The 20934-nt window shown below is 66.0% G+C and carries 17 protein-coding genes and 1 pseudogene; 1 reads left to right on the top strand and 17 read right to left on the bottom strand.

Annotated features, from left to right (window positions below; all coding sequences use genetic code 11):
- Window positions 1-8 precede the first annotated feature (8 nt).
- The 9 genes from MLG_RS06290 to MLG_RS06250 all read right to left on the bottom strand — a co-directional run bounded on the left by MLG_RS06290 (window position 9) and on the right by MLG_RS06250 (window position 10494).
- Window positions 9-680 carry a CbiQ family ECF transporter T component gene (locus MLG_RS06290; RefSeq protein ID WP_011628977.1) on the bottom strand — a complete coding sequence of 224 codons (672 nt, stop codon included), beginning with the start codon at window positions 678-680 and terminating at the stop codon, window positions 9-11.
- A 30-nt stretch (window positions 681-710) separates the two neighbouring features.
- On the bottom strand, window positions 711-3131 hold the full coding sequence (locus MLG_RS06285; protein WP_011628976.1) for a FimV/HubP family polar landmark protein: 2421 nt from the start codon (window positions 3129-3131) through the stop codon (window positions 711-713).
- Between the two features lie 90 nt (window positions 3132-3221).
- On the bottom strand, window positions 3222-4244 hold the full coding sequence (locus MLG_RS06280; RefSeq protein ID WP_011628975.1) for an aspartate-semialdehyde dehydrogenase: 1023 nt from the start codon (window positions 4242-4244) through the stop codon (window positions 3222-3224).
- A 53-nt stretch (window positions 4245-4297) separates the two neighbouring features.
- Complete coding sequence (leuB, locus tag MLG_RS06275; protein WP_011628974.1) at window positions 4298-5383, bottom strand: 3-isopropylmalate dehydrogenase; 1086 nt, start codon at window positions 5381-5383, stop codon at window positions 4298-4300.
- A 33-nt stretch (window positions 5384-5416) separates the two neighbouring features.
- Window positions 5417-6073: a 3-isopropylmalate dehydratase small subunit gene (leuD, locus tag MLG_RS06270; RefSeq protein WP_011628973.1), complete on the bottom strand. Its 657-nt coding sequence runs from the start codon at window positions 6071-6073 to the stop codon at window positions 5417-5419.
- 77 nt (window positions 6074-6150) lie between these two features.
- Window positions 6151-7560 (bottom strand): 3-isopropylmalate dehydratase large subunit, encoded by a 1410-nt coding sequence (gene leuC / locus MLG_RS06265; RefSeq protein ID WP_011628972.1) that lies wholly within the window; start codon window positions 7558-7560, stop codon window positions 6151-6153.
- A 120-nt stretch (window positions 7561-7680) separates the two neighbouring features.
- Entirely contained in the window at window positions 7681-8823 is a 1143-nt protein-coding gene (locus MLG_RS06260) for an MFS transporter (protein WP_011628971.1), read from the bottom strand.
- Window positions 8823-9923: a chorismate synthase gene (gene aroC, locus MLG_RS06255; RefSeq protein ID WP_011628970.1), complete on the bottom strand. Its 1101-nt coding sequence runs from the start codon at window positions 9921-9923 to the stop codon at window positions 8823-8825. Before aroC ends, MLG_RS06260 begins: the two co-directional genes overlap by 1 nt.
- Before the next feature lie 49 nt (window positions 9924-9972).
- Window positions 9973-10494, bottom strand: coding sequence for a GNAT family N-acetyltransferase (locus MLG_RS06250; protein ID WP_198003252.1), 522 nt, complete (start codon window positions 10492-10494; stop codon window positions 9973-9975).
- A gap of 94 nt (window positions 10495-10588) precedes the next feature.
- Between MLG_RS06250 and MLG_RS06245 the strand changes: the two genes are divergently transcribed.
- Window positions 10589-11335: a glutathione peroxidase gene (locus MLG_RS06245; protein WP_011628968.1), complete on the top strand. Its 747-nt coding sequence runs from the start codon at window positions 10589-10591 to the stop codon at window positions 11333-11335.
- A gap of 70 nt (window positions 11336-11405) precedes the next feature.
- On the opposite strand, the gene MLG_RS06240 is transcribed toward MLG_RS06245, so the two are convergent.
- The 8 genes and pseudogenes from MLG_RS06240 to yajC (MLG_RS06205) all read right to left on the bottom strand — a co-directional run bounded on the left by MLG_RS06240 (window position 11406) and on the right by yajC (MLG_RS06205) (window position 20847).
- Window positions 11406-12974 (bottom strand): SpoVR family protein, encoded by a 1569-nt coding sequence (locus tag MLG_RS06240; RefSeq protein WP_011628967.1) that lies wholly within the window; start codon window positions 12972-12974, stop codon window positions 11406-11408.
- Between the two features lie 4 nt (window positions 12975-12978).
- Window positions 12979-14271 (bottom strand): YeaH/YhbH family protein, encoded by a 1293-nt coding sequence (locus tag MLG_RS06235; RefSeq protein WP_011628966.1) that lies wholly within the window; start codon window positions 14269-14271, stop codon window positions 12979-12981.
- Between the two features lie 19 nt (window positions 14272-14290).
- On the bottom strand, window positions 14291-16237 hold the full coding sequence (locus MLG_RS06230; RefSeq protein ID WP_011628965.1) for a PrkA family serine protein kinase: 1947 nt from the start codon (window positions 16235-16237) through the stop codon (window positions 14291-14293).
- Window positions 16238-16345: 108 nt separating this feature from the next.
- Complete coding sequence (locus MLG_RS06225) at window positions 16346-16783, bottom strand: CBS domain-containing protein (RefSeq protein ID WP_011628964.1); 438 nt, start codon at window positions 16781-16783, stop codon at window positions 16346-16348.
- A gap of 305 nt (window positions 16784-17088) precedes the next feature.
- Complete coding sequence (secF, locus tag MLG_RS06220; RefSeq protein WP_011628963.1) at window positions 17089-18033, bottom strand: protein translocase subunit SecF; 945 nt, start codon at window positions 18031-18033, stop codon at window positions 17089-17091.
- Between the two features lie 9 nt (window positions 18034-18042).
- Window positions 18043-19908 carry a protein translocase subunit SecD gene (secD, locus tag MLG_RS06215; protein WP_011628962.1) on the bottom strand — a complete coding sequence of 622 codons (1866 nt, stop codon included), beginning with the start codon at window positions 19906-19908 and terminating at the stop codon, window positions 18043-18045.
- Between the two features lie 213 nt (window positions 19909-20121).
- Window positions 20122-20442: pseudogene (yajC, locus tag MLG_RS15900) on the bottom strand (preprotein translocase subunit YajC); the annotation flags it as partial.
- A 66-nt stretch (window positions 20443-20508) separates the two neighbouring features.
- Window positions 20509-20847: a preprotein translocase subunit YajC gene (yajC, locus tag MLG_RS06205; RefSeq protein WP_011628960.1), complete on the bottom strand. Its 339-nt coding sequence runs from the start codon at window positions 20845-20847 to the stop codon at window positions 20509-20511.
- Window positions 20848-20934 lie beyond the last annotated feature (87 nt).

Genomic DNA, 20934 nt, shown 5'->3' with positions numbered 1-20934 from the left:
ATTAACGGTCACAGCCACCAAAACACCGCCCCTGCGGCGGCGGCCAGGGGTAGGATCTGGTTCAGCGGCGGCGGGTCGCCCTGGGGCACCGTCACGGTCGGCGGCGGCCGGCGTTCGGCGTGCTCCAGGGCTCTGGCGAACACCTGCGCCGCGAACCGCGCCGGCTGGCGCCAGGGGTGGCCGTCACGCCAGTCGCGGCGGGTCGCCGCCACCATCACCCGCAACCGGGGCACGATCTCCAGGGTCAGGACCAGGCGGATCGCCAGGCGATCCACATCCGCCCCCAGCCAGCGCAGCGGCTGCAGGGTCCAGGACAGCCCGGCCACCAGCTCGGCCCGGGTGAGCGTGCGCATCAGCCAGTGCACGGCAGCCAACAGGGCCGCCAGGGCCGCCACCCGCAACAGCCCCTCAGCCAACCCCTCGCGACTGGGCGTGGCCCCCGCATGTAACGCCGGCCAGATGGGGGTGCCGGGGGTCAGCAGCAGATAGAGCACCGCGATGGACAGGAACAGGAACTTCAACCGCCAGAGCCCGATGGCCAGCCGCCGCCAGCCCCGGGGGTTGCCCCAGGGCAACAGTGCCAGCACCAGCAGCCCTGCCACCAGGGCCTGGGCCACCGAGGCCCGCGCCAGGACCAGGGCCAGGGCCAATACCAGCACCACGCGCACCGCTGGGTGCACTAGCCCTCACTCCCCGCAACAGGTGGCATATCAGAGGTCGCCCAGGAGCTTCCGCGCCTCCTCCTGCTGGGCCGGGGTGCCGACCTCCAGGACCTCGTTGAGCAACTCTCGGGCACCGTCCGGATCACCCAGATCCACGTAGGCCCGGGCGAGGTCCAGCTTGGTGGCGATCTCCTCGTCCCCACCGGCGTCCTCCATCGGCGCCTCCGCGGGAGGTGCCGGCGGCTGATCGGCGTCCGGTGCCTCCCCTGGTGACGGTTCGCCGCCACCACGTTCCTCCCCGGTCGCATCCCCGGCCCCGCTCTCGTCCAAGGTCAGGTCGCCCAGGTCCAGGTCGAAGGCCTCGTCCCCCGGGGATTCGCCAGCATCCGCAGCCGGGCGCGAGTCGGCCGCTTCCCGCCAGCTATCGTCCACTTCGAAGTCGAGGGTGAAATCACCCCCTTCCCCACCGGCAGCGCCTTCCTCACCGGCGGGTGTCGCAGGGGTCTCCGGCGCCGCCGTTTCCCGTGACGCCCCCTGTCGGGCTACCTGATCCGTCTCCCGGCCCGGCTCATCGGGCTCCGGGAAGTCGAGAGTGAAATCGAAGGCCTCACCCTCCCGGGCAGGTTCCTCCGCTGGTTCCGCCAAATCGGCGCCCCCCGGCGCTGATTCGTCGAGCGTGGGCAGCGCACCGCCGGTGGCTTCCGCCCCTCCATCATCGGCGCCATCCGGGTCAGCGCCACCAAACAGCGGATTGTCAGGGGCATAGCCCCGGCCAACGCGCTCCGCCTGGCGCCAGAGGGGATCGTCCTCGCCCTCGACCCGTTCACGCAATACCTGCGCCTGCCGATCAAAGCCTTCGCGGTCATCCGCTTCAGCCAGGATCTCCAATAGGCGCACCCGGTACTCGTTGCGGGCCGGCACATTGTTGAGCGCCGTCAGCAGGGTGGCGCGGGCACCCTCCAGATCGCCCCGGTCTGCCAACTCATCGGCCACCTGCAGGGGATCCTGGGGCTCGGAGCGGGGCTCAGGCGCAGGTTCAGGCTCCGGTTCGTCCCCGTCGGCCACCGCGCTCGCCGCGGCCGCCGTCCCGGCCGCCACGCCTTCTCGCGCCGGCGGCTGTTGAATGGGCACCTCCTCCGCGGCCACGCCGGTCTCCGTCCGCCGGCGCCGTATGAGCAGCAGGGCCAGGAGCCCGATCAGGATGCCGACGCCCGCCAGCGCCACAGGCAGGCTGAGCCCGTCGAGCCAGGCGAGCGGTTGCGGTGAAGAGGGGGCCGGCGGGGGCGCCGTCACCGGCGCCTCATCGTCCTCCGCCGGCGTTTCCTCAGTGATCTCCGGCTCGACTTCGGGCTCATCCACCACCGCCGGGCGCTCCGGTGGAGGCTCGGCCACGGCCCCTTCAGGCTGCTCGCTCGGCACCATCGGCAGCACCCCGGTCTCCACGTCCAGGGTGAGCAGCCGCTCCAGTCGCTCGATCTCCTGCGCCATCTCCGACACCCGCTCGCGCAGGGCTTCGTTCTCCGAACGCAGGCTGGCCTGGTCCTCGCGGGCACGCAGCAGCTCCTCGCGCAGCGCGCCCAGATTCTCCTCGCTGGGTTCCACATCACCATCGAGAAGGCTCGCCAGGGCCTCTTCGTCGCGTTCCGACTCGGCGAGGATCTGCAATTGCCGGTCCACCGTCTCCGGATCCGGCGCCTCCGCTACGGGCGGCTCCTCCGCCGGCTCCTCCGCCACGCCTTCGGCCAGCGCATTGAAGCGGCGCACGGCCTCGTTGCGGGAATAGGCCCGGGCCCCCTCGGCATCGGGCACAGTCAGCGTGGCGCCGGCCTGTAGCCGGTTGATATCGTTGGCGACAAAGGCCCTCGGGTTGGCCTCGAACAGGGCCAGGGCCATCTGCTGGGCACTGACCCCCTGATGGCGCACCCGGTCGGCCACCGACCACAGGGTCTCACCGCCGGCCACCGGCCCGTAGTGGCCGTCCCGAACCGTGGGGGACGCCGTTTCCAGTGGCTGTTCCTCGACCTCCGCCGGTTCGGTCCGCGGCGGCGTGGCCGCCACCGGCCGCTCCGCGGGGTCGCGGGGCGGGTCCAGCAACAGGGTGTATTCCCGCACCAAACGGCCCTGCGGCCAGTTCAACTCCACGAGGAAATCAACGAAAGGCTCGCGGAACGGATCCCGGGTATAGACCCGGATATGGGGCCCCTCGGTGTGGTCCTCGATCACCTCAAAGCGGATATCGCGCAGGTAGGGAGGCCGGTCGAGCCCGGCGCGCTCGAAGGTCTCCTGCGAGGCCATGGTGACCTGCAACGCCTCCAGGCTAACGGTGTCCGCCGAGTGCAGCGGAATCCGCGCGGAGAGCGGCTGATTGAGCCAGGAGTCACGCTCGATGGTGCCCAGGCCCAGGGCCAGGACGGTGGAGGAAAACGTCAACCCGGCAACGGCGGAGATGAAGACCCGTTTAAAAGACATCCCGATCCTTGAGTGGCGGCGTGCGCGGCGGCCGGCGCCGCTGCGGCTAGGATGGCCCGCGCCCGCCCCGGCGGACGCGGGCCCCGGCCATTAAATGTACTCGCGAATCAGCAGCTCAGCAATCTGTACGCTGTTCAGGGCGGCACCCTTGCGCACATTGTCCGCCACCACCCAGAGGTTCAGCCCCCGGGGATGGGAGATGTCCTCACGGATGCGGCCGACATAGACCGGGTCGTGCGTGGCCGCCTCGGTGACGGCGGTGGGGTAACCGCCCGGCTCGCGGTCGTCCAGCACCTCGATGCCCTCGAACTGGCTGAGCAGCTCGCGGGCCTTGGCTTCGGTGAGCTTCTCCCGGGTCTCGATGTGCACGGCCTCGGAGTGGCCGAAGAAGACCGGCACGCGCACGGCGGTGGGGTTCACCAGGATACTGTCATCGCCGAAGATCTTCTGGGTCTCCCAGACCATCTTCATCTCTTCCTTGGTGTACCCGTTATCCAGGAAGACGTCGATATGCGGCAGGCAGTTGAAGGCGATCTGCTTGGGATAGGCCTCGCACTCCACCGGCTTGCCGTTCAGCAGGTTGGCCGTCTGCGTCGCCAGTTCGTCGATGGCCTCCTTGCCCGAGCCGGACACCGCCTGGTAGGTCGCCACATTGATGCGCTCGATGGTGGCGGCCTCGTGCAGCGGCTTCAGCGCCACCAGCATCTGGATAGTGGAGCAGTTCGGGTTGGCGATAATGTTGCGCCGGGTGTAGCCGGCCACGGCCTGCGGGTTGACCTCCGGCACGACCAGCGGGATGTCCTCGTCGTAGCGGAAGTGCGAGGTGTTATCGATGACCACGCAGCCGGCCTCCGCGGCCTTGGGCGCGTACTCGGCGGAGATGGAGCCGCCGGCGGAGAACAGACCGATCTGGACCTTGGAGAAGTCGAACGTGGCCAGGTCCTGGATCTCGACCTGCTGGCCCTTGAACTCAATGGTCTTGCCCGCGGAGCGGCTGCTGGCCAGCGGGTAGATGTTGCCTACGGGGAAGTCGCGCTCGGCCAGAATAGACAGCATGGTCTCGCCGACTGCACCGGTGGCGCCGACTACAGCGACATCGTAGGTCTTGCTCATTGGGTTATCCCCTTTTCGCTTGCAGATATGGATGGCTCAGTGTTTGGTGAACTTCAGCCCCGGGCACGCAGCGCGGCCACCACCGCGTCACCCATCTCGGCGGTGCTGACGGTGCGCGACTGGCGGGCGGCGATATCCGGCGTGCGCAGCCCCTGGTTGAGCACATCACCCACCGCCTGCTGCACCCGGTCGGCGAGGGCGCCCTGATCCAGACTGTAGCGCAGCATCATGGCCACTGACAGAAGGGTGGCCAGCGGATTGGCCAGCCCCTTGCCGGCGATGTCCGGCGCGGAACCGTGCACCGGCTCATACAGCCCCTTGCTGTTCACATCCAGCGAGGCGGAGGGCAGCATGCCAATGGAGCCGGTGAGCATGGCGGCACAGTCCGAGAGCACGTCACCGAACAGATTGCTGGTGACCACCACGTCGAACTGTTTGGGCGCACGCACCAACTGCATGGCGGCGTTGTCCACGTACATGTGGCTCAGCTCGACACCGGGGTAATCCCGGGCCACGCGTTCCATCACCTCACGCCAGAGTTCGGAGACCTCCAGCACGTTGGCCTTGTCCACGGAGCAGACTCGGCTGCCGCGCTTGCTCGCGATGTCAAAGGCCAGCCGGCCCACGCGGTCGATCTCCGACTCGCTGTAGACCATGGTGTTGTAACCCTGGCGTTCGCCGTTCTCCAGCCTGCGGATGCCCCGGGGCTCACCGAAGTAGATGCCGCCGGTCAGCTCCCGGACGATCATGATGTCCAGGCCGGCGACGATCTCATGGCGCAGGCTGGAGGCCTCGGCCAGTTGCGGATAGAGGATGGCTGGACGCAGGTTGCCGAACAGGCCCAACTCCGCACGGATGGCCAGGAGGCCGCGTTCGGGACGCAGGGGGCGATCCAGCTGTTCCCAGCGCGGCCCACCCACGGCACCCAATAGGATGGCATCGGCCTCCCGGGCGAGAGCCAGGGTCTCTTCCGGCAGCGGCTTGCCATGCGCCTCGTAGCCAGCGCCGCCGATGGGGGCCTCTTCCAAAGTGCAGTCGAAGCCGAAGTCGTCACGCAGGGCCTCCAGCAGCTTGCGCGCCTCGGCCACGATCTCCGGACCGATACCGTCGCCCGGGGTGATCAGGATGTTGGCAGTCATGCAGGATCCTTTGCGGGTTGCGGAAGGGCCGCCTCAGCGCCCCTCCTCCAGGTCGGTGAACAGCCACGGCGCCTGCTCGCGGCGACGGGCCTCGTAGGCACGGATATCTTCGGCGTGCTGCAGGGTCAGGCCGATCTCGTCCAACCCTTCGAGCAGCGCGTGCTTGCGAAAGCCGTCGATCTCAAACTCGAAGGCCTCCCCGGCCGGCGTGCGCACCTGCTGCTCCGGCAGGTCGATCTCCAGCTCGTAACCGGGCGCGGCCTCCACTTCCTTGAACAGCCGGTCCACCTGCGCCTCGGTCAGCACCAGTGGCAGCAGGCCATTCTTGAAGCAGTTGTTGTAGAAGATATCGGCGAAACTCGGCGCGATGATCGCCCGAAAGCCGAAGTCCTTCAACGCCCAGGGGGCGTGTTCGCGGGACGAGCCACAGCCGAAGTTGCGCCGGGTGAGCAGGATGCTCGCCCCCTGATAACGCGCCTGGTTGAGCACGAAGTCGGGGTTCACCGGCCGTTGGCTGCAATCCATGTCGGGTTGGCCTTCATCCAGATAGCGCCACTCATCGAACAGGAAGGGGCCAAACCCGGTACGCCGGATCGACTTGAGAAACTGCTTGGGTATGATCGCGTCGGTATCGACGTTGGCACGGTCCAGCGGTGCCACCAACCCCTTATGCTTGATGAATGGCTCCATAGAAGCGCTCAATCCTCGTCTGTATCGGCTGGGTTCCAGGCGGTCTCGCCGCCCGCGGCGTCACTCTCGCCTCACCGCTACTCGGGCCAGTGGCGCACATCCACGAAATGGCCGGCGATGGCGGCGGCGGCGGCCATCGCCGGGTTCACCAGGTGGGTACGCCCGCCCTGCCCCTGGCGGCCCTCGAAATTACGGTTCGAGGTGGAGGCACAGCGCTCGCCCGATTGCAGGCGATCGGCGTTCATGGCCAGGCACATGGAGCAGCCCGGCTCCCGCCACTCGAAACCGGCCTCGATGAAGACCCGGTCCAGGCCCTCCTTTTCGGCCTGCTCCTTGACCACCCCGGAACCCGGCACCACCAGCGCCTGGGTGAGGCTGTCCGCCACCTTGTGACCGCGGACCACTTCGGCGGCGGCGCGCAGGTCCTCGATGCGCGAGTTGGTGCAGGAGCCGATAAAGACGCGGTCCAGCCGGATCTCCTTGATGGGCGTGCCGGGCTGCAGGCCCATGTAGTCCAGGGCACGCCCCATGCTGCTGCGCTTGACCTCGTCCTGCTCCTCGAACGGGTTAGGCACGCAGCCGCCCACCGGCACCACCATCTCCGGGGAGGTCCCCCAGGTGACCTGCGGCTCGATCTCAGCGGCGTCCAGCACCACCACCTGATCGAACTCGGCATCCGGGTCACTGTGCAGGGTCTTCCAGTAGGCGACGGCCTGGTCCCAGTGCTCGCCCTTCGGCGCAAACGGGCGGCCGCGCACGTAGTCGATGGTCATGTCGTCCACCGCCACCATGCCGCAGCGGGCGCCCGCCTCGATGGACATATTGCAGACGGTCATGCGGCCCTCGACCGAGAGCGAGCGGATAGCCTCGCCGCCGAACTCGATGGCATAGCCGGTCCCCCCTGCGGTGCCGATCCGGCCGATAATGGCCAGCACCACGTCCTTGGCGGTGACGCCGCGACCCAACTGGCCATCCACCCGCACCAGCATGCGTTTGGCCTTCTTCTGCACCACCGTCTGGGTGGCCAACGCATGTTCCACTTCGGAGGTGCCGATACCGAATGCCAGCGCGCCCAGGGCACCGTGGGTGGAGGTGTGGGAGTCGCCGCAGACCACTGTCATGCCGGGCTGGGTGGCCCCCTGCTCCGGCCCCACGACGTGGACAATGCCCTGGCGGCGATCGAGCATGCCGTACTCGGTGATCCCGAACTCCTCGCAGTTCCTGTCTAGGGTCTGCACCTGCACCCGCGAGACCGGATCGGCGATCCCCTGGGCGCGGTTGGTGGTCGGCACGTTGTGGTCGGTGACCGCCAGGTTGGCCTCCACGCGCCAGGGGCGGCGGCCGGCCAGGCGCAACCCCTCGAAGGCCTGCGGCGAGGTCACTTCGTGCAACAGCTGGCGATCCACATACAGCAGCGCGGAACCGTCGGGGTTCTCGCGGACCACATGCGCATCCCAGAGCTTGTCGTAAAGGGTCTTGCCAGACATAGCGATCACCATCAGTGTCTTGCCAAACAGACCGGGCGGCCGGCGCCCGGTGTAGCGCTACAGTATATCGAAATTGGCTTCTTGATTCATATCAAGGGCCCGCCGGCCCCTTGCGGGACCTCATCCCTCCCGCCGCAGGCTGACCCAGGCCAGCACTGCCGCCACGGTCGCCACCGCCGCTCCCAGGTAATAGGTATGGCCACCCCAGTCGTCCCACAACCATCCCGCCACCAGGCTGCCCAACGCCACCCCGGCACCGAAGGTCAGGCTGCTGTACAGGGCCTGCCCCCGCCCCTGATTGCCACCGACAAAATAGCGGTTGATGGTATGAATCCCCACCGCGTGATAAACGCCGAAGGTGGCCGCGTGCAGCACCTGCGAGAAGGCGACCAGCGCCAGGCTGTCCACGAAGGCCCCCAACACCAGCCAACGCACCACCGCCAGCACCAGCGCCAGGGTGAGCAGGAAGCGCGCCCCGTAGCGCGGCAACAACCGGTGCATGACCAGGAACAGCAGGACTTCGGCCAAGACCCCAACGGCCCACAGGGCCCCGATGGCGCTACCGGAATAGCCGTGATCCTCCAGATAGATGCTGAAAAAGGCGTAAAACGGCCCGTGACTGGCCTGAAGCAGCATGCAGGCCAGCAGGAAACCGAGGACGTGGGGCTGCATCAGGACCTTGAAAAAAGGGACATGCGCACCGTCGCCCTGACCATTACGGCCTTCCGGGGCGATGAGGGCGGACAGCCAGAGCCCGCCGAACAGCACCAGGATGCCCCAGGGCAGCAGATCCAACCCAAAACGGTCCACCGCCTGACCGATGACAATAACCGTAACGATGAAGCCCACCGACCCCCACAACCGCACCAGGCTGTAGACCTGCGGCCGCTGCCCCAGGTGATTGAAGGTGTTGGCCTCAAACTGAGGCAGCGCGGCGTTCCAGAAAAAGCTGAAACCGGCCATGACCAGCGCCATCCACCAAAAGCCAGAGCCCACCAGCACCCCGGCGAAGAGCACCAGGGCGGCCAGCGCGGCCAGCCGCACGATCAGCATGCGCCGACCGAGGTGGTCGGCCAGCCAACCCCAAACGTTGGGGGCAACGATCTTGGTGGCGTGCAGAATGGCCAGTAGCTGACCGATCTCGGCGGAACTGAACCCGAGCTGCCGCAGGTAGGGGCCCCAGTACGGCACCAGGGCCCCGAGGGCGGCGAAGAAGAAGAAGTAGAAGCTGGATAGCCGCCAGTAGGGTAGGCCGGCCGGCATCAGCGATTGGCGGCGGGGATGGGCGGCGTCTCCGGCTGCACGTCAGCGCACTGGGCGCGGTGGCGCAGCCAGTGGTCCATGAGCGTCAAAGCCACCATGGCCTCGGCGATGGGCACCGCGCGGATGCCCACGCAGGGGTCGTGCCGCCCCTTGGTGACCACTGGCACCGGCTCACCCTCGGTATCGATGGTGCGACCCGGCACCACGATGCTGGAGGTGGGCTTGAGGGCGATCCGTGTCACCACGTCCTGCCCGGTGGACAGGCCGCCGAGCACGCCGCCGGCGTTGTTACTGGCGAAGCCCTCAGGGGTCAGCTCATCCCGGTGTTCGCTGCCGTGCTGCATCACACTGGCAAACCCCGCCCCCAGCTCCACGCCCTTGACCGCATTGATGCTCATCAAGGCGTGGGCCAGATCCGCATCCAGGCGGTCGAACACCGGCTCACCCAGCCCGGGCGGGCAACCTCGGGCGACCACGGTCACGGCCGCGCCGATGGAATTGCCCGCCTTTCGCAGGTCCTGCATGAACGACTCAAGGTCCGGAACACGCTCCGGATCGGCACAGAAGAAGGGGTTGTCATCCACCGCCATCCAGTCCTTGATACCCAGCTCGATCGGGCCGAGCTGGGTGAGGCACCCCTGCACGGTGACCCCCAGCCGCTCGCGCAGGTACTTGCGCGCGATACCGCCGGCGGCCACCCGCATGGCGGTCTCGCGCGCCGACGACCGGCCGCCGCCACGGTAGTCGCGGATGCCGTATTTCTGCAGATAGGTGTAATCGGCATGGCCCGGCCGGAAGCGCCGGGCGATCTCGGCGTAGTCCTTTGAGCGCTGGTCGGTGTTCTCGATCAGCAATCCGATCGGGGTGCCGGTGGTCCGCCCCTCGAACACCCCGGACAGGATCCGCACCTGATCAGGCTCTTTGCGCTGGGTGGTGAACTTGGAGGTGCCGGGCCGCCGCCGGTCCAGGTCCCGCTGCAGATCGGCCTCGCTCAGCGCCAGCCCCGGCGGACAGCCATCCACGATGGCGCCCAGTGCAGGGCCGTGACTTTCACCAAAGGTGGTGACGGTAAACAGTTTGCCAATGGTATTTCCGGACATGGCGGTATTCTACCCGTTTTGTACCCTCGCTGCCCGCCGGGCAGCGGCCTCAGTCAGCGGCCAACGGCCTGGCCAGGATGTAGTCGTCCATCACGAAACCACCCCCAATATCCCGAACCTGGGTGCCACAGGGGTGGAACCCGGCCCGTTGGTAGCACTGCAGAGCCGTCCGGTTGTGGCGGTTCACGGTCAGCGACAGCCGGCGGTACCCGGCATCAGCCGCCCGCCGGTACACGGAATCGAGCAGTGCCTTCGCCCCGCCCCTTCGCTGATGCCCGGGGTGAACGTAGAGCTTGTGCAACCGGGCCTCCCGGCCCCGCCCGGTGCCCGACCAGGCGGCGAAACCGACCGGCGCCGTCGCACCCGCCCGGCACAGGAGCAGCCAGTCCACGCCATCGGCCATCTCCGAACGCAAACGCTCCGGCTCGTACATCCAGGCCAGCATAAAGCGGATCTGCTCATCGCTGATCATGCCCCGGTAACAGTGCCACCAGGTCGCCTCGGCCAGTCGGCACAGCGCCGGGATGTCCGCCACCGTGGCGGGCGCGACTGAGAAAAGATCGTTCGACATACCGCTGTTCATAGCGAACATCTATTTAACAACATTGATCCGACGCGGCATAGTACTACCGCTTTTAATGATTCCAGCTCTCATGGAGGATGCAATGCTAGAGAACCGTGAAGGCCAACGCGTACCCGAGGTCGTGTTCCGCACCCGCAAGGACGGTGAGTGGGTGGACGTGGACAGCCGCGACCTTTTCAACGGCCGCACCGTGGCGGTGTTCTCGCTGCCCGGGGCGTTCACCCCCACCTGCTCGTCCACCCACCTGCCCCGCTTCAACGAGCTGGCACCGGTGTTCTTCGAGAACGGGGTGGATGAGATCGTCTGCATCTCGGTCAACGACGCCTTCGTCATGAACGAGTGGGCCCGGGATCAGCACGCCGAGAATATCACCCTGATCCCCGACGGCAACGGCGAGTTCACCGAGGGCATGGGCATGCTGGTGGACAAGACCGACCTGGGCTTTGGCAAGCGCTCCTGGCGCTACTCCATGCTGGTCAAGGACGGCGTGATCGAGAAGATGTTCATCGAGCCGCAGAAGCCGGGCGACCCTTTTGAGGTCTCCGATGCCGATACCATGCTGCGCTATATCAACCCGGAGGCGCCGCATCCGGAGTTCGTCACCCTCTTTGCCAAGGCCGGCTGCCCCCACTGCGCCCGGGCCAAGGCCCTGCTAGAGAGCCACCAGATGGCCTACGAGGAGATCACCCTGGGCGAGGGCGTGACCACCCGCTCGGTGCGGGCCGCCACCGGCTCCGGCAGCGTGCCCCAGGTGTTCGTGGATGGCCGACTGATCGGGTCCGCAGACGCCCTGGAGAGGTTCCTGGAGGAGCGCCGCAAGGTGGCGTGAGCCCCTGCCGGACACGCCGTCGAGCACGTCCATGGCCCATGGCGGCAGCGCGCGCTGCCGCCTGGGCCCATCACGCCCCGTTGACGAAGGGGTGGTCGGGCGCGACCTCCGGGTACTCGTTGACCACACGGCCACTGACCGCATCCACCTCCTGCAGGATGACCGCGTAACCCCATAGATTGGCCAAGTGCCTCAGCACCTGCATGCCGGTGCTCACGTCCAGCAGCACGCCGTCCACCACCCGGTGTTCCAGGATCAACTTGCGGTCCCCCACCAAGTCCACGTCCACCACCTGGATGTCCGGCTCGTGCCGCGCCAGGTCGTACTGGGCCGCCAACGACTTGCGCAGCTCGCGATAGCCGGCCTCGTCGTGAATGGCGGTCACCTCCAGATCCGGGTCCTCGGCGTCGTTGTGCACACGAAACAGCCGCCAGCGCCGCATCATCCGCGGGCTCAGAAACTGCATGATGAAGCTCTCGTCGCGATACTCCGCCCAGGCGTGCCTCCAGGTGCCAATGGGGTCGCCGTTGCCGGCGATATCCGGGAACCAGCGCCGATCCTCCTCCGTAGGGGCCTCGCAGATGCGCTTGAGGTCCTGCAGGATATCGAACCCCAGGGCGTAAGGGTTGATGCCGGAGTAGCGCGGATCGTCGAACTCCGGTTGGGTGACCACGTTGGTGTGATTGTGCAGAAACTCCATGTAGGCGCCATCATCGATCCGGCCACTCTCGTGCAACCGGTTCATGATGTAGTAGTGCACCGTCGTGGCACAGCCCTCGTTCATGACCTTGGTCTGCTTCTGGGGATAGAAGTACTGCGCCACCTGGCGAACGATGCGCAGGACTTCCCGCTGCCAATGCTGTAACCGCGGCGCACGCTTCTCCAGGAAGTAGAGCAGGTTCTCCTCGGGCAGCCCGAGTCGCTCCTGGCGCGCCTCCAGCGCCCGCAGCTCCGGGTCGACCTCACCGCCGGACTCCGGGGTGGGCACCGTGCGCCAGAGGTCGTTGAAGGTGGCCTCAAGGTAGCGCCGCCGCTCCTCTTCGCGCTCCCGTTCCTGGCGCAGGTTCAGACGCCCGCGGCGCGGGAAGCGATGCACCCCATGGCTCATCAACGCGTGGGCGGCATCGAGCAGCCGCTCGACTTCCCGCACCCCATAGCGCTCCTCACACTGGGCGATATAGGACTTGGCGAAATCCAGGTAGTCGAGAATTCCCTCGGCGTCCGTCCAGGTACGGAAGAGCTGGTTGTTCTTGAAGAAGTGGTTGTGGCCGAAGGCGGCGTGGGCAATGACCAGCGTCTGCATGGTCATGGTGTTCTCTTCCATGACGTAGCTGATGCAGGGACTGGAGTTGATCACAATCTCGTAGGCCAGCCCGGTCAGCCCCTTCCGGTAGTGCATCTCATCGCGGGCAAAGTGCTTACCGAAGGACCAGTGACGGTAGAATAGCGGCATCCCCAGGCTGGCGTAGGCATCCAGCATCTGCTCCGAGCTGATCACCTCGATCTGGTTGGGGTAGGTGTCCAGGCCCAGCTCCTCATGAGCAATGCGCTCGATGGCGTCGTGGACCCGCTTGAGCTTGCGGTAGTCCCAGTCCGGCCCGCGATAGAGCAGGCGGGCACTCTCTTCCAGCTCGGTCATATACTCAGGCTCCGGCCTTCGCCTTCTGCACAGGCGTGAACAAATCGCGGAAGACGGGGAAGATCTCATCCCGCCGGCGCACCCGCCGCATGGCCAGTACCGGGTGGGTCCGGGCCACCTTGTCGTAGGCCCGCCACAGATCCGACGCCATGTGCAGGCTTTGTCCGCCCACCTCGATGTAGGCGAAATACTGGGTCAGTGGCAGGATGGTCTCCCGCATCATCTTGATAACCCGCGGGTTGTCCGCTGGCGTGTTGTCTCCGTCGGAGGCCTGGGCGGCGTAAATATTCCAGCTCTCTTCCGGGTAGCGGTCCCGCTGCACGCGGTACATCTCATCCAGGGCCGGAGAGACCAGTGTGCCGCCGGTTTCGCGACTGTAGAAAAAGGTCTCCTCATCGACCTCCTGGGCGATATGGGTGTGACGGATGAAGACCACGTCCACGTGCCGGTACCGCCGCTCCAGGAAGAGGTAGAGCAGCATGAAGAAGCGCTTGGCCAGGTCCTTCATGTCCTCGGTCATGGACCCGGAGACATCCATCAGGCAGAACATAACCGCCTGGGAGACCGGTCGGGGCACCGGCTCGAAGCGGTTGTACCGGATGTCGATAGGGTCGATCCACGGGATCTGGCGCGCCCGGTGAGTCTCCCGCTCCAGTTCCTCGATCAACGCGCGCAGCCGCTGCGGCTCCTTTCCACTGCGTTCGAGCCCATCGATCTCTCGCTCTAGCTCGCGGAGGTGTTCGCGCTTGGGACGCCGGAGGGCGATCCGGCGCGACAGGCTGTTGCGCATGGTGCGCGTCAGGTTGAGATTGGACGGCGAGCCACTGACGCTGTACCCGGCCCGTTGGTTGGCGAACCGCTCCGTCTTCTTCATGTCCTTTTTAACCAGGTCCGGCAGGGCCAGGTTCTCGAAGAACAGGTCCAGGAACTCGTCGCGCGAGACCACGAACTGGAACTCGTCCTGGCCCTCCCCGTCGGGGCTGCCCTCGGAGCGACCGCCTCCCCCGCCGCCGCCCTCGGGCCGCGGGATGACATCGCCCACCCGGTACTCCTTGTTACCGGGCAGCACATGCTCGCGCACCCCGGTATCGCCCCCCTTGCGGAACGACGGCTCCCCCAGACCATCCGCGGGAATGCTGATCTGCTCGCCCTCACCGCGCATGTCCTTCACGCCGCGTTTGGCGGATGCGTCCCGCACCGCGTCCAGCACCTGTCGCTTGGCCCGACGCAGAAAGCGCTGGCGGTTGGCCAGGCTCTTGTCCTTGGGGTTGAGCCGTCGGTCTACGATATTGACCACTGGCCGACCTCCCCGGGGCTTACCCGGCCTGCTTGACCCGCATGTACCATTCCACCAGCCGGCGCACCTGGCGCTGGGTGTACCCCCGCTCCACCATGCGCTGTACGAACTCGGTGTGCTTGCGCTCGGTCTCGGAGTCCGCCTTGCTGCCGAAGCTGATCACCGGCAGCAGGTCCTCCACCTGACTGAACATGCGCTTCTCGATCACCTCGCGGATCTTCTCGTAGCTGGTCCAGCGGGGCATGTCGCCGCCGCGCTGGGCCTGGGCCCGCAGGGCGAACTTCACCACCTCGTTGCGGAAGTCCTTGGGGTTCGCGATGCCGGCCGGCTTTTCTGTCTTCGACAGCTCCTGGTTCAGGGTCTGGCGGTCCATCAGCTGACCGGTGTCCGGGTCCTTGTAGTCGTGGTCCTCGATCCAGGCGTCAGCGAAGGCCACGTAGCGCTCGAACAGGTTCTGGCCGAAATCGGTATAGGATTCCAGATAGGCCTTCTGGATCTCGTTGCCGATGTAATCCGCATAGCGCGGCGCCAGCTCGGCCTTGATCAACTCCAGGTACTTGCGCTCGGTCTCCTCCGGGAGCTGCTCGCGCTTGATGGCCTGCTCCATCATGTAGAGCAGGTGCACCGGGTCGGCCGCCACCTCGCGGGTATCGAAGTTGAAGGTCTCCGACAACACCTTGAAGGCGAAGCGGGTGGAGACCCCGTCCATGCCCTCGTCGACCCCCGCCTGGTCGCGGTATTCCTGCATCGACTTGGCCCGCGGGTCGGTATCCTTCAAGCTCTCGCCGTTGTAGACCCGCATCTTGGAGTAGAGGTTCGAGTTCTCATGCTCCTTCAGGCGGGTCAACACCGTAAAGCGGGCGAGCATGTCCAGGGTGCCCGGCGCACAGGGCGCGTCCGCCAGCTCACTGTTCTGGATCAGCTTTCGGTAGATGAGCTCCTCCTCATCCACCCGCAGGCAGTAGGGCACCTTGATGACCGAAATCCGGTCGATGAAGGCCTCGTTGTTCTTGTTGTTACGGAAGGTCTGCCACTCCGCTTCGTTGGAGTGGGCCAGGATGATGCCCTGGAAGGGGATGGCGCCAATGTTCTCGCTGCCCGCGTAATTGCCCTCCTGGGTGGCGGTGAGCAAGGGGTGGAGCATCTTGATCGGCGCCTTGAACATCTCCACGAACTCCAGCAGGCCCTGGTTGGCCCGGTTGAGGCCGCCGGAATAGCTGTAGGCATCGGTGTCGCTCTGGCTGTAGAGCTCCAGCTTGCGGATGTCCACCTTGCCCACCAGTGAGGAGATATCCTGGTTGTTCTCATCCCCCGGTTCGGTCTTGGCGATGCCGATCTGGCGCAGTTTAGAGGGGTAGACCCGGGCCACCTTGAACCGCGAGATATCACCACCGTACTCATCCAGGCGCTTAACCGCCCAGGGCGAGACAAGCCCGGTGAGCCGCCGGCGGGGGATGCCGAAGCGCTGCTCCAGCTCCTCACCCATGGTCTCCGGGTCGAACAGCCCCAGGGGGCTCTCGAAGACCGGCGACAGCTCTTCGCCCGCCTTGAGGACGTAGATGGGACAGTGCTCCATGAGGCTCTTCAAGCGCTCGGCCAGTGACGACTTGCCACCACCCACCGGGCCCAATAGGTACAGGATCTGCTTGCGCTCTTCCAGCCCCTGGGCCGCATAGCGGAAGAAGCCCACGATGCGCTCAATGGTCTCCTCCATGCCGTAGAAGTCGTGGAAGGCTGGGTAGAGCTTGATGGTCCGGTTCATGAAGATCCGGCCCAGGCGCTCGTCCTTGGCCGTGTCCACCACCTTGGGCTCCCCGATGGCCTCCACCAGCCGCTCCGCGGCCGTGGCATACATCAATGGGTTGTCCCGGCATTGCTCGAGATACTCCGCCAGGCTCATCTCGTGCTCCTGGCGTTTCTCGTAAGCCCTGGCGTACTGTGCAATCAGCGCTTCGGCAGAATCCATATGCGACCCTCCTGAGGTCTGGCTCGCAAGCGAGCGGGCTACGTTGACTTGGACGTGCCCGCCCGACCCACAGTTCCCCGCCAGGCGCCGGAATGGTCGCCCGGCGGGTCAACGACCGATGTAGATGTACTGGATCAGGTCATCGATCATGTGCTTCTGGTCACCGATGACCCACCGCATCAGGTCCCCGCTGGAAACCACCCCCTCCAAGTCCGAGCCGTCGTACACCGGCAGGTGGCGCACCCGCCGCTCCAGGCAAACAACCATCGCCTCCTCGACGGTCATGGTGGGTGGCACCACGGCCACCTCACGGGTCATTACCTCGGAGACGGGGGTCTGCGCCGGGTCCTTGCCGTCATGCACCACGCGGATCATCACGTCCCGCTCGGTGAAGATGCCGCGCAGGCTGCCCTTCTCCATAACCAGCACACAGCCCACGTGACCGTCCGCCATAGTCTTGATCGCCTCCGCCACGGGGACATCGGCATCCACGCTGTACAGCGCCACGCCTTTATCCTTCAGCACGGCATGCAGGGTGTTTTCCATTGATCGTTCTCCTGCTGTTGTCGGGTGACTCTTCCTTGAAAGCATAGACCAAACCACCGGATAACCACCCCATCGGATAGCGAAATCTTGCCCCGAGATGAGTTCAAGTAGGCGGGGGAACTCCATGATTTGCTGGGGCTATTGGTGTGAAAGTCGCAGGCGATCAGGGCACATGAAGGGCGAACGCTGGCGCAGAACGAAAAAACCCCGGGACGCGGAACGCCCCGGGGTTCAAACAGACGGCGGCGGGTTCGGGTGCCACCGGCCGCGACGCGGCGATCCGGTGCCGCCACTCAACAGGGTGTCTAGGGTCGCTCTTCCTGACCCTCGCCCTGGTCCTCCTCCTTTTCCGGGGGCAACAGGTCGTACTTGGTGACCCCCAGTGCCAGGGCCGAGGCGCTGGCCACATAGATCGAGGAGTAGGTCCCAATAAGCACGCCGACCAGCAGCGCGGTGGCAAAGCCGCGGATCAGTTCACCGCCGACCAGCATCAGCGAACCCACCACCAGCAGGGTGGTAAATGAGGTGATCAGGGTCCGTGACAGGGTCTGGTTGATGGAGATGTTCATCACCTCCCTGGGCCCGGCCTTGCGCAACTTGAGAAAGTTCTCACGGATCCGGTCGAACACCACGATGGTGTCGTTGAGCGAATAACCGATGATGGCCAGGACCGCCGCCAGCACGGTGAGGTCGAACTGCATCCGGGTGATGGAGAAGAACCCCAGCACCAGGATGACGTCGTGCAACAGCGCCGCCACCGAACCAATGGCAAACCGGTACTCGAAGCGGAAGGCCACGTAGACCAGGATACCGCCCAGGGCATAGAGCATGGCCAACAATCCCTGTTCGGTCAGCTCGCGGCCCACCTGCGGGCCGACAAACTCCACCCGGCGCAGCTCCGCGTCCGGGCTATCCGCCTGCAAGGCCGCCAGCACCTCCTCACTGATGACCGCGCTCTCATCCACGTCCCGGGGTGGCACCCGAATCATCACATCCCGCTGGGTGCCGAAAAACTGGGTGACGGCATCGCCGTAACCGGCATCCTCCAGCACCCCGTCGATGCGGCCCAGATCCGCGGCCTCCGGATAGCCCACCTCCACCACCGTGCCGCCGGTGAAGTCGATACCCAGGTTCAGCCCCTGCATCGCCAGCGAACCGATGGAGGCGAGCAGCAGCAGGGCCGACAACACCACCCCCAGGCGCCGCTTGCCCAGGAAGTCGATGCGGGGTTCGCGTTTGAAAAGTTCCATATCGCCCCGTCAGATCTTGAGCTCGGCGACGCGCTTGTTGCCGCCGTAGATGAGGTTGATGACCGCGCGGGTGCCCAGGATGGCCGTGAACATGGAGGTCACCAGACCGATGGACAGGGTGACTGCGAACCCCTGCACCGGCCCGGTGCCGAACACGAACAGCACCACCGCGGCGATCAGCGTGGTCACATTGGCGTCAGCGATGGTGGACAGGGCCTTGCCGTAGCCCTGGTCGATGGCCCGCTGGATACTGGATCCGGCGTGCAACTCCTCGCGTATTCGCTGGAAGATCAGAACGTTGGCGTCCACCGCCATACCCACCGTGAGCACTATCCCGGCGATACCCGGCAGGGTCAGGGTGGCCTGCAGCAGCGACAGGACCGCGACGATAAGCACCAGGTTGGTGATCAGCGCCAGGTTGGCCACCAGCCCAAAGACCCGGTAGTAGAAGGCCATGAAGACCACCACCAGGGCGAAGCCGATGACCACCGCCAGGAAGCCCTGGCGTACGTTCTCGGCGCCCAGGCTCGGGCCGATGGTGCGCTCCTCGACGATATCGATGGGCGCGGCCAGGGCGCCGGCACGCAACAGCAGCGCCAGGTTGCGCGCCTCCTGGGTGCTGTCCAGCCCGGTGATCCGGAAGCTGGCCCCCAGGGGCTCGCGGATATTGGCGACACTGATCACCTCGCGCACCTCGGTGACCTCACGCTGCGGCTCGTCGTTCACCAGCACCATCTCCGACTGGCGCTCGATGAAGACCACCGCCATCAGATCGCCCACGTGCTCTCGGGTGATGCGGTTGAACTGCCGTCCGGCTGCGCCGGAGAGCCGGATGTTGACCTGGGGACCGCCCGTCTCCTGGTCGATCCCCGACGCCGCATGAACGATGCGGTCGCCGGTCATCATCACATCCCGTTGCAGCACCACGTAGTTGCCGTCGCGCTCCTGGAACAGCTCCGCCGCGGGTGGCAGGCGTGGCGCCTCGGGATCCCCGGTGAAGGGATAGCGCTCCATATCCACCAAGCGGAATTCCAGGGTCGCGGTGGCACCGAGGATCTCCTTGGCCCGGGCCGGATCCTGTACCCCGGGCAACTGCACAACAATGCGCTCGGCACCCTGACGCTGGATCACCGGCTCGGCCACGCCCAGCTCATCGACCCGGTTGCGCAGGGTGGTGATGTTCTGGTTGACCGAGAACTGAACGATCTCATCCAGGTCGTCCTGGGTGATCCGAGCGATCAGGTAATAGTTGCCGTCGGCCTCGTCCCGGTCGAACTCCAGATCGCCGAAGTCCTCCTGCAGCAACCGCAACGCCTCGTCCCGTGCCGGCGCCTCCCGGAAGGAGACCCGCACCGCCAGGTCCTCGTAGGGCTCCACCTGACCGTAGCGGATGCGGCCCTGCCGCAGCAGGGTGCGGAAGTCGTTGACGTGACGCTCGACCGTCTGTTCCCTGAGGGCATTGACATCCACCTCCAGCAGGAAGTGCACGCCGCCGCGCAGGTCAAGGCCCAGGTACATCGGCTCGGCCCCTAGGGCCCGCAGCCAGGCCGGTGTCCTCGGTGTCAGGGTCATGGCCGCCGTGTACCCGCGGCCAAGCTTGGCGGAGACCAGGTCCGCCGCGTCCATCTGGTGGTCCACGCTGTCGAAGCGGATCAGGTATTGACCCTCACGGGTCTCCGCACCGATGGCCGGGACACCCTGCTCCTCCAGGAAGCGCAGCAACGACTGCTGCGTCTCCTGGTCAGGGGGATCCCCTTCCGCTGTGGAGATCTGCAGCGTCGGGTCCTCACCGAAGAGATTGGGCAACGCGTAGAGCGCGCCCAGGCTGATCGCCACGATGAGTATCAGGTATTTCCAGAGGGGGTAGCGGTTCATTCTGCCTCCGCCAACGGGCGCCTCGCCTTAGCGCGCCGGCCGGTCCTTGTCCTGGGTGGCATCCTCGGAACCCTCGGCGGCCCGCTCGGTCTCCGGCTCTTCCGCCCCGGACGGCGCCTCGTCAACGGCCGTCTCATCGGACCGGTCCTCGACCGCTTCCTGCTTGTCCTGCCGCTTGGCCTCCTTCTTGGCCTGCTGCGCCGCCTTCTCCTGCTCCTTGATGGTGCCCTTGGGCATTACATTGGCGACGGCGTTCTTCTGGACTCGCACCTGCTGGCTCTTGGAGACCTCGAGGGTGATGAAGGTCTCACCGACGGCGGTGACGCGGCCCAGCACCCCGCCGTTGGTGACCACCTCGTCACCCCGGGAGAGTTCGGTGACCATCTTCTGGTGCGCCTTCTGGCGCTTCTGCTGCGGGCGGATCAGCAGGAACCAGAAGATCGCCATCATCAGGACCAGGAAGATGATGCCGAACAGCGGGTTGCCTTGCTCACCGCCGCCCTGGGCCATGGCAGTGGAAATGAAAAAGTCCATCGGTCGCTCCTGTCAGTCGTTACTGATAATCGGGGCACCGGCACGCTGGCCGGTGCATGGGTCGGGTCAGTCCTGTGCCCAGGACTGCTCCACCGTCCCCCTGGGCATTTGGTGAGCCACCAGCTGGCGCTGCACCACCCACTCCTGCTCCGGCGTCACCTGCAGGCCGACCCAGTTGTCATTCAGCCAGTTGATGCGGCCAAGGTCGCCCCCGTTGGTGACCACTTCATCGTCCACCTTGAGTTCCGAGAGCATCTCCCGGTGGGCCTTCACACGTTTTTGCTGCGGCCGGATCACCAGAAACCAGAACACGGCGATCAACACCAGGGTGAAGACCAGGAAACTCAAGCCGCCACCCCCGTCCGCGCCACCCTGCGCCATCGCAGGGGAGATGAAGAAATCCATCCGAAAACCTCCAGTAGCTAACAGGCACCCGGGGCGCCCGGACCCAAAAGGGGGGTATTATGGCACAGCCCCGGCCCCACTCGAACC

It is taken from the genome of Alkalilimnicola ehrlichii MLHE-1, assembly GCF_000014785.1.
Taxonomy (GTDB): domain Bacteria; phylum Pseudomonadota; class Gammaproteobacteria; order Nitrococcales; family Halorhodospiraceae; genus Alkalilimnicola; species Alkalilimnicola ehrlichii.
This window is presented reverse-complemented; position numbering and strand designations above follow the sequence as displayed.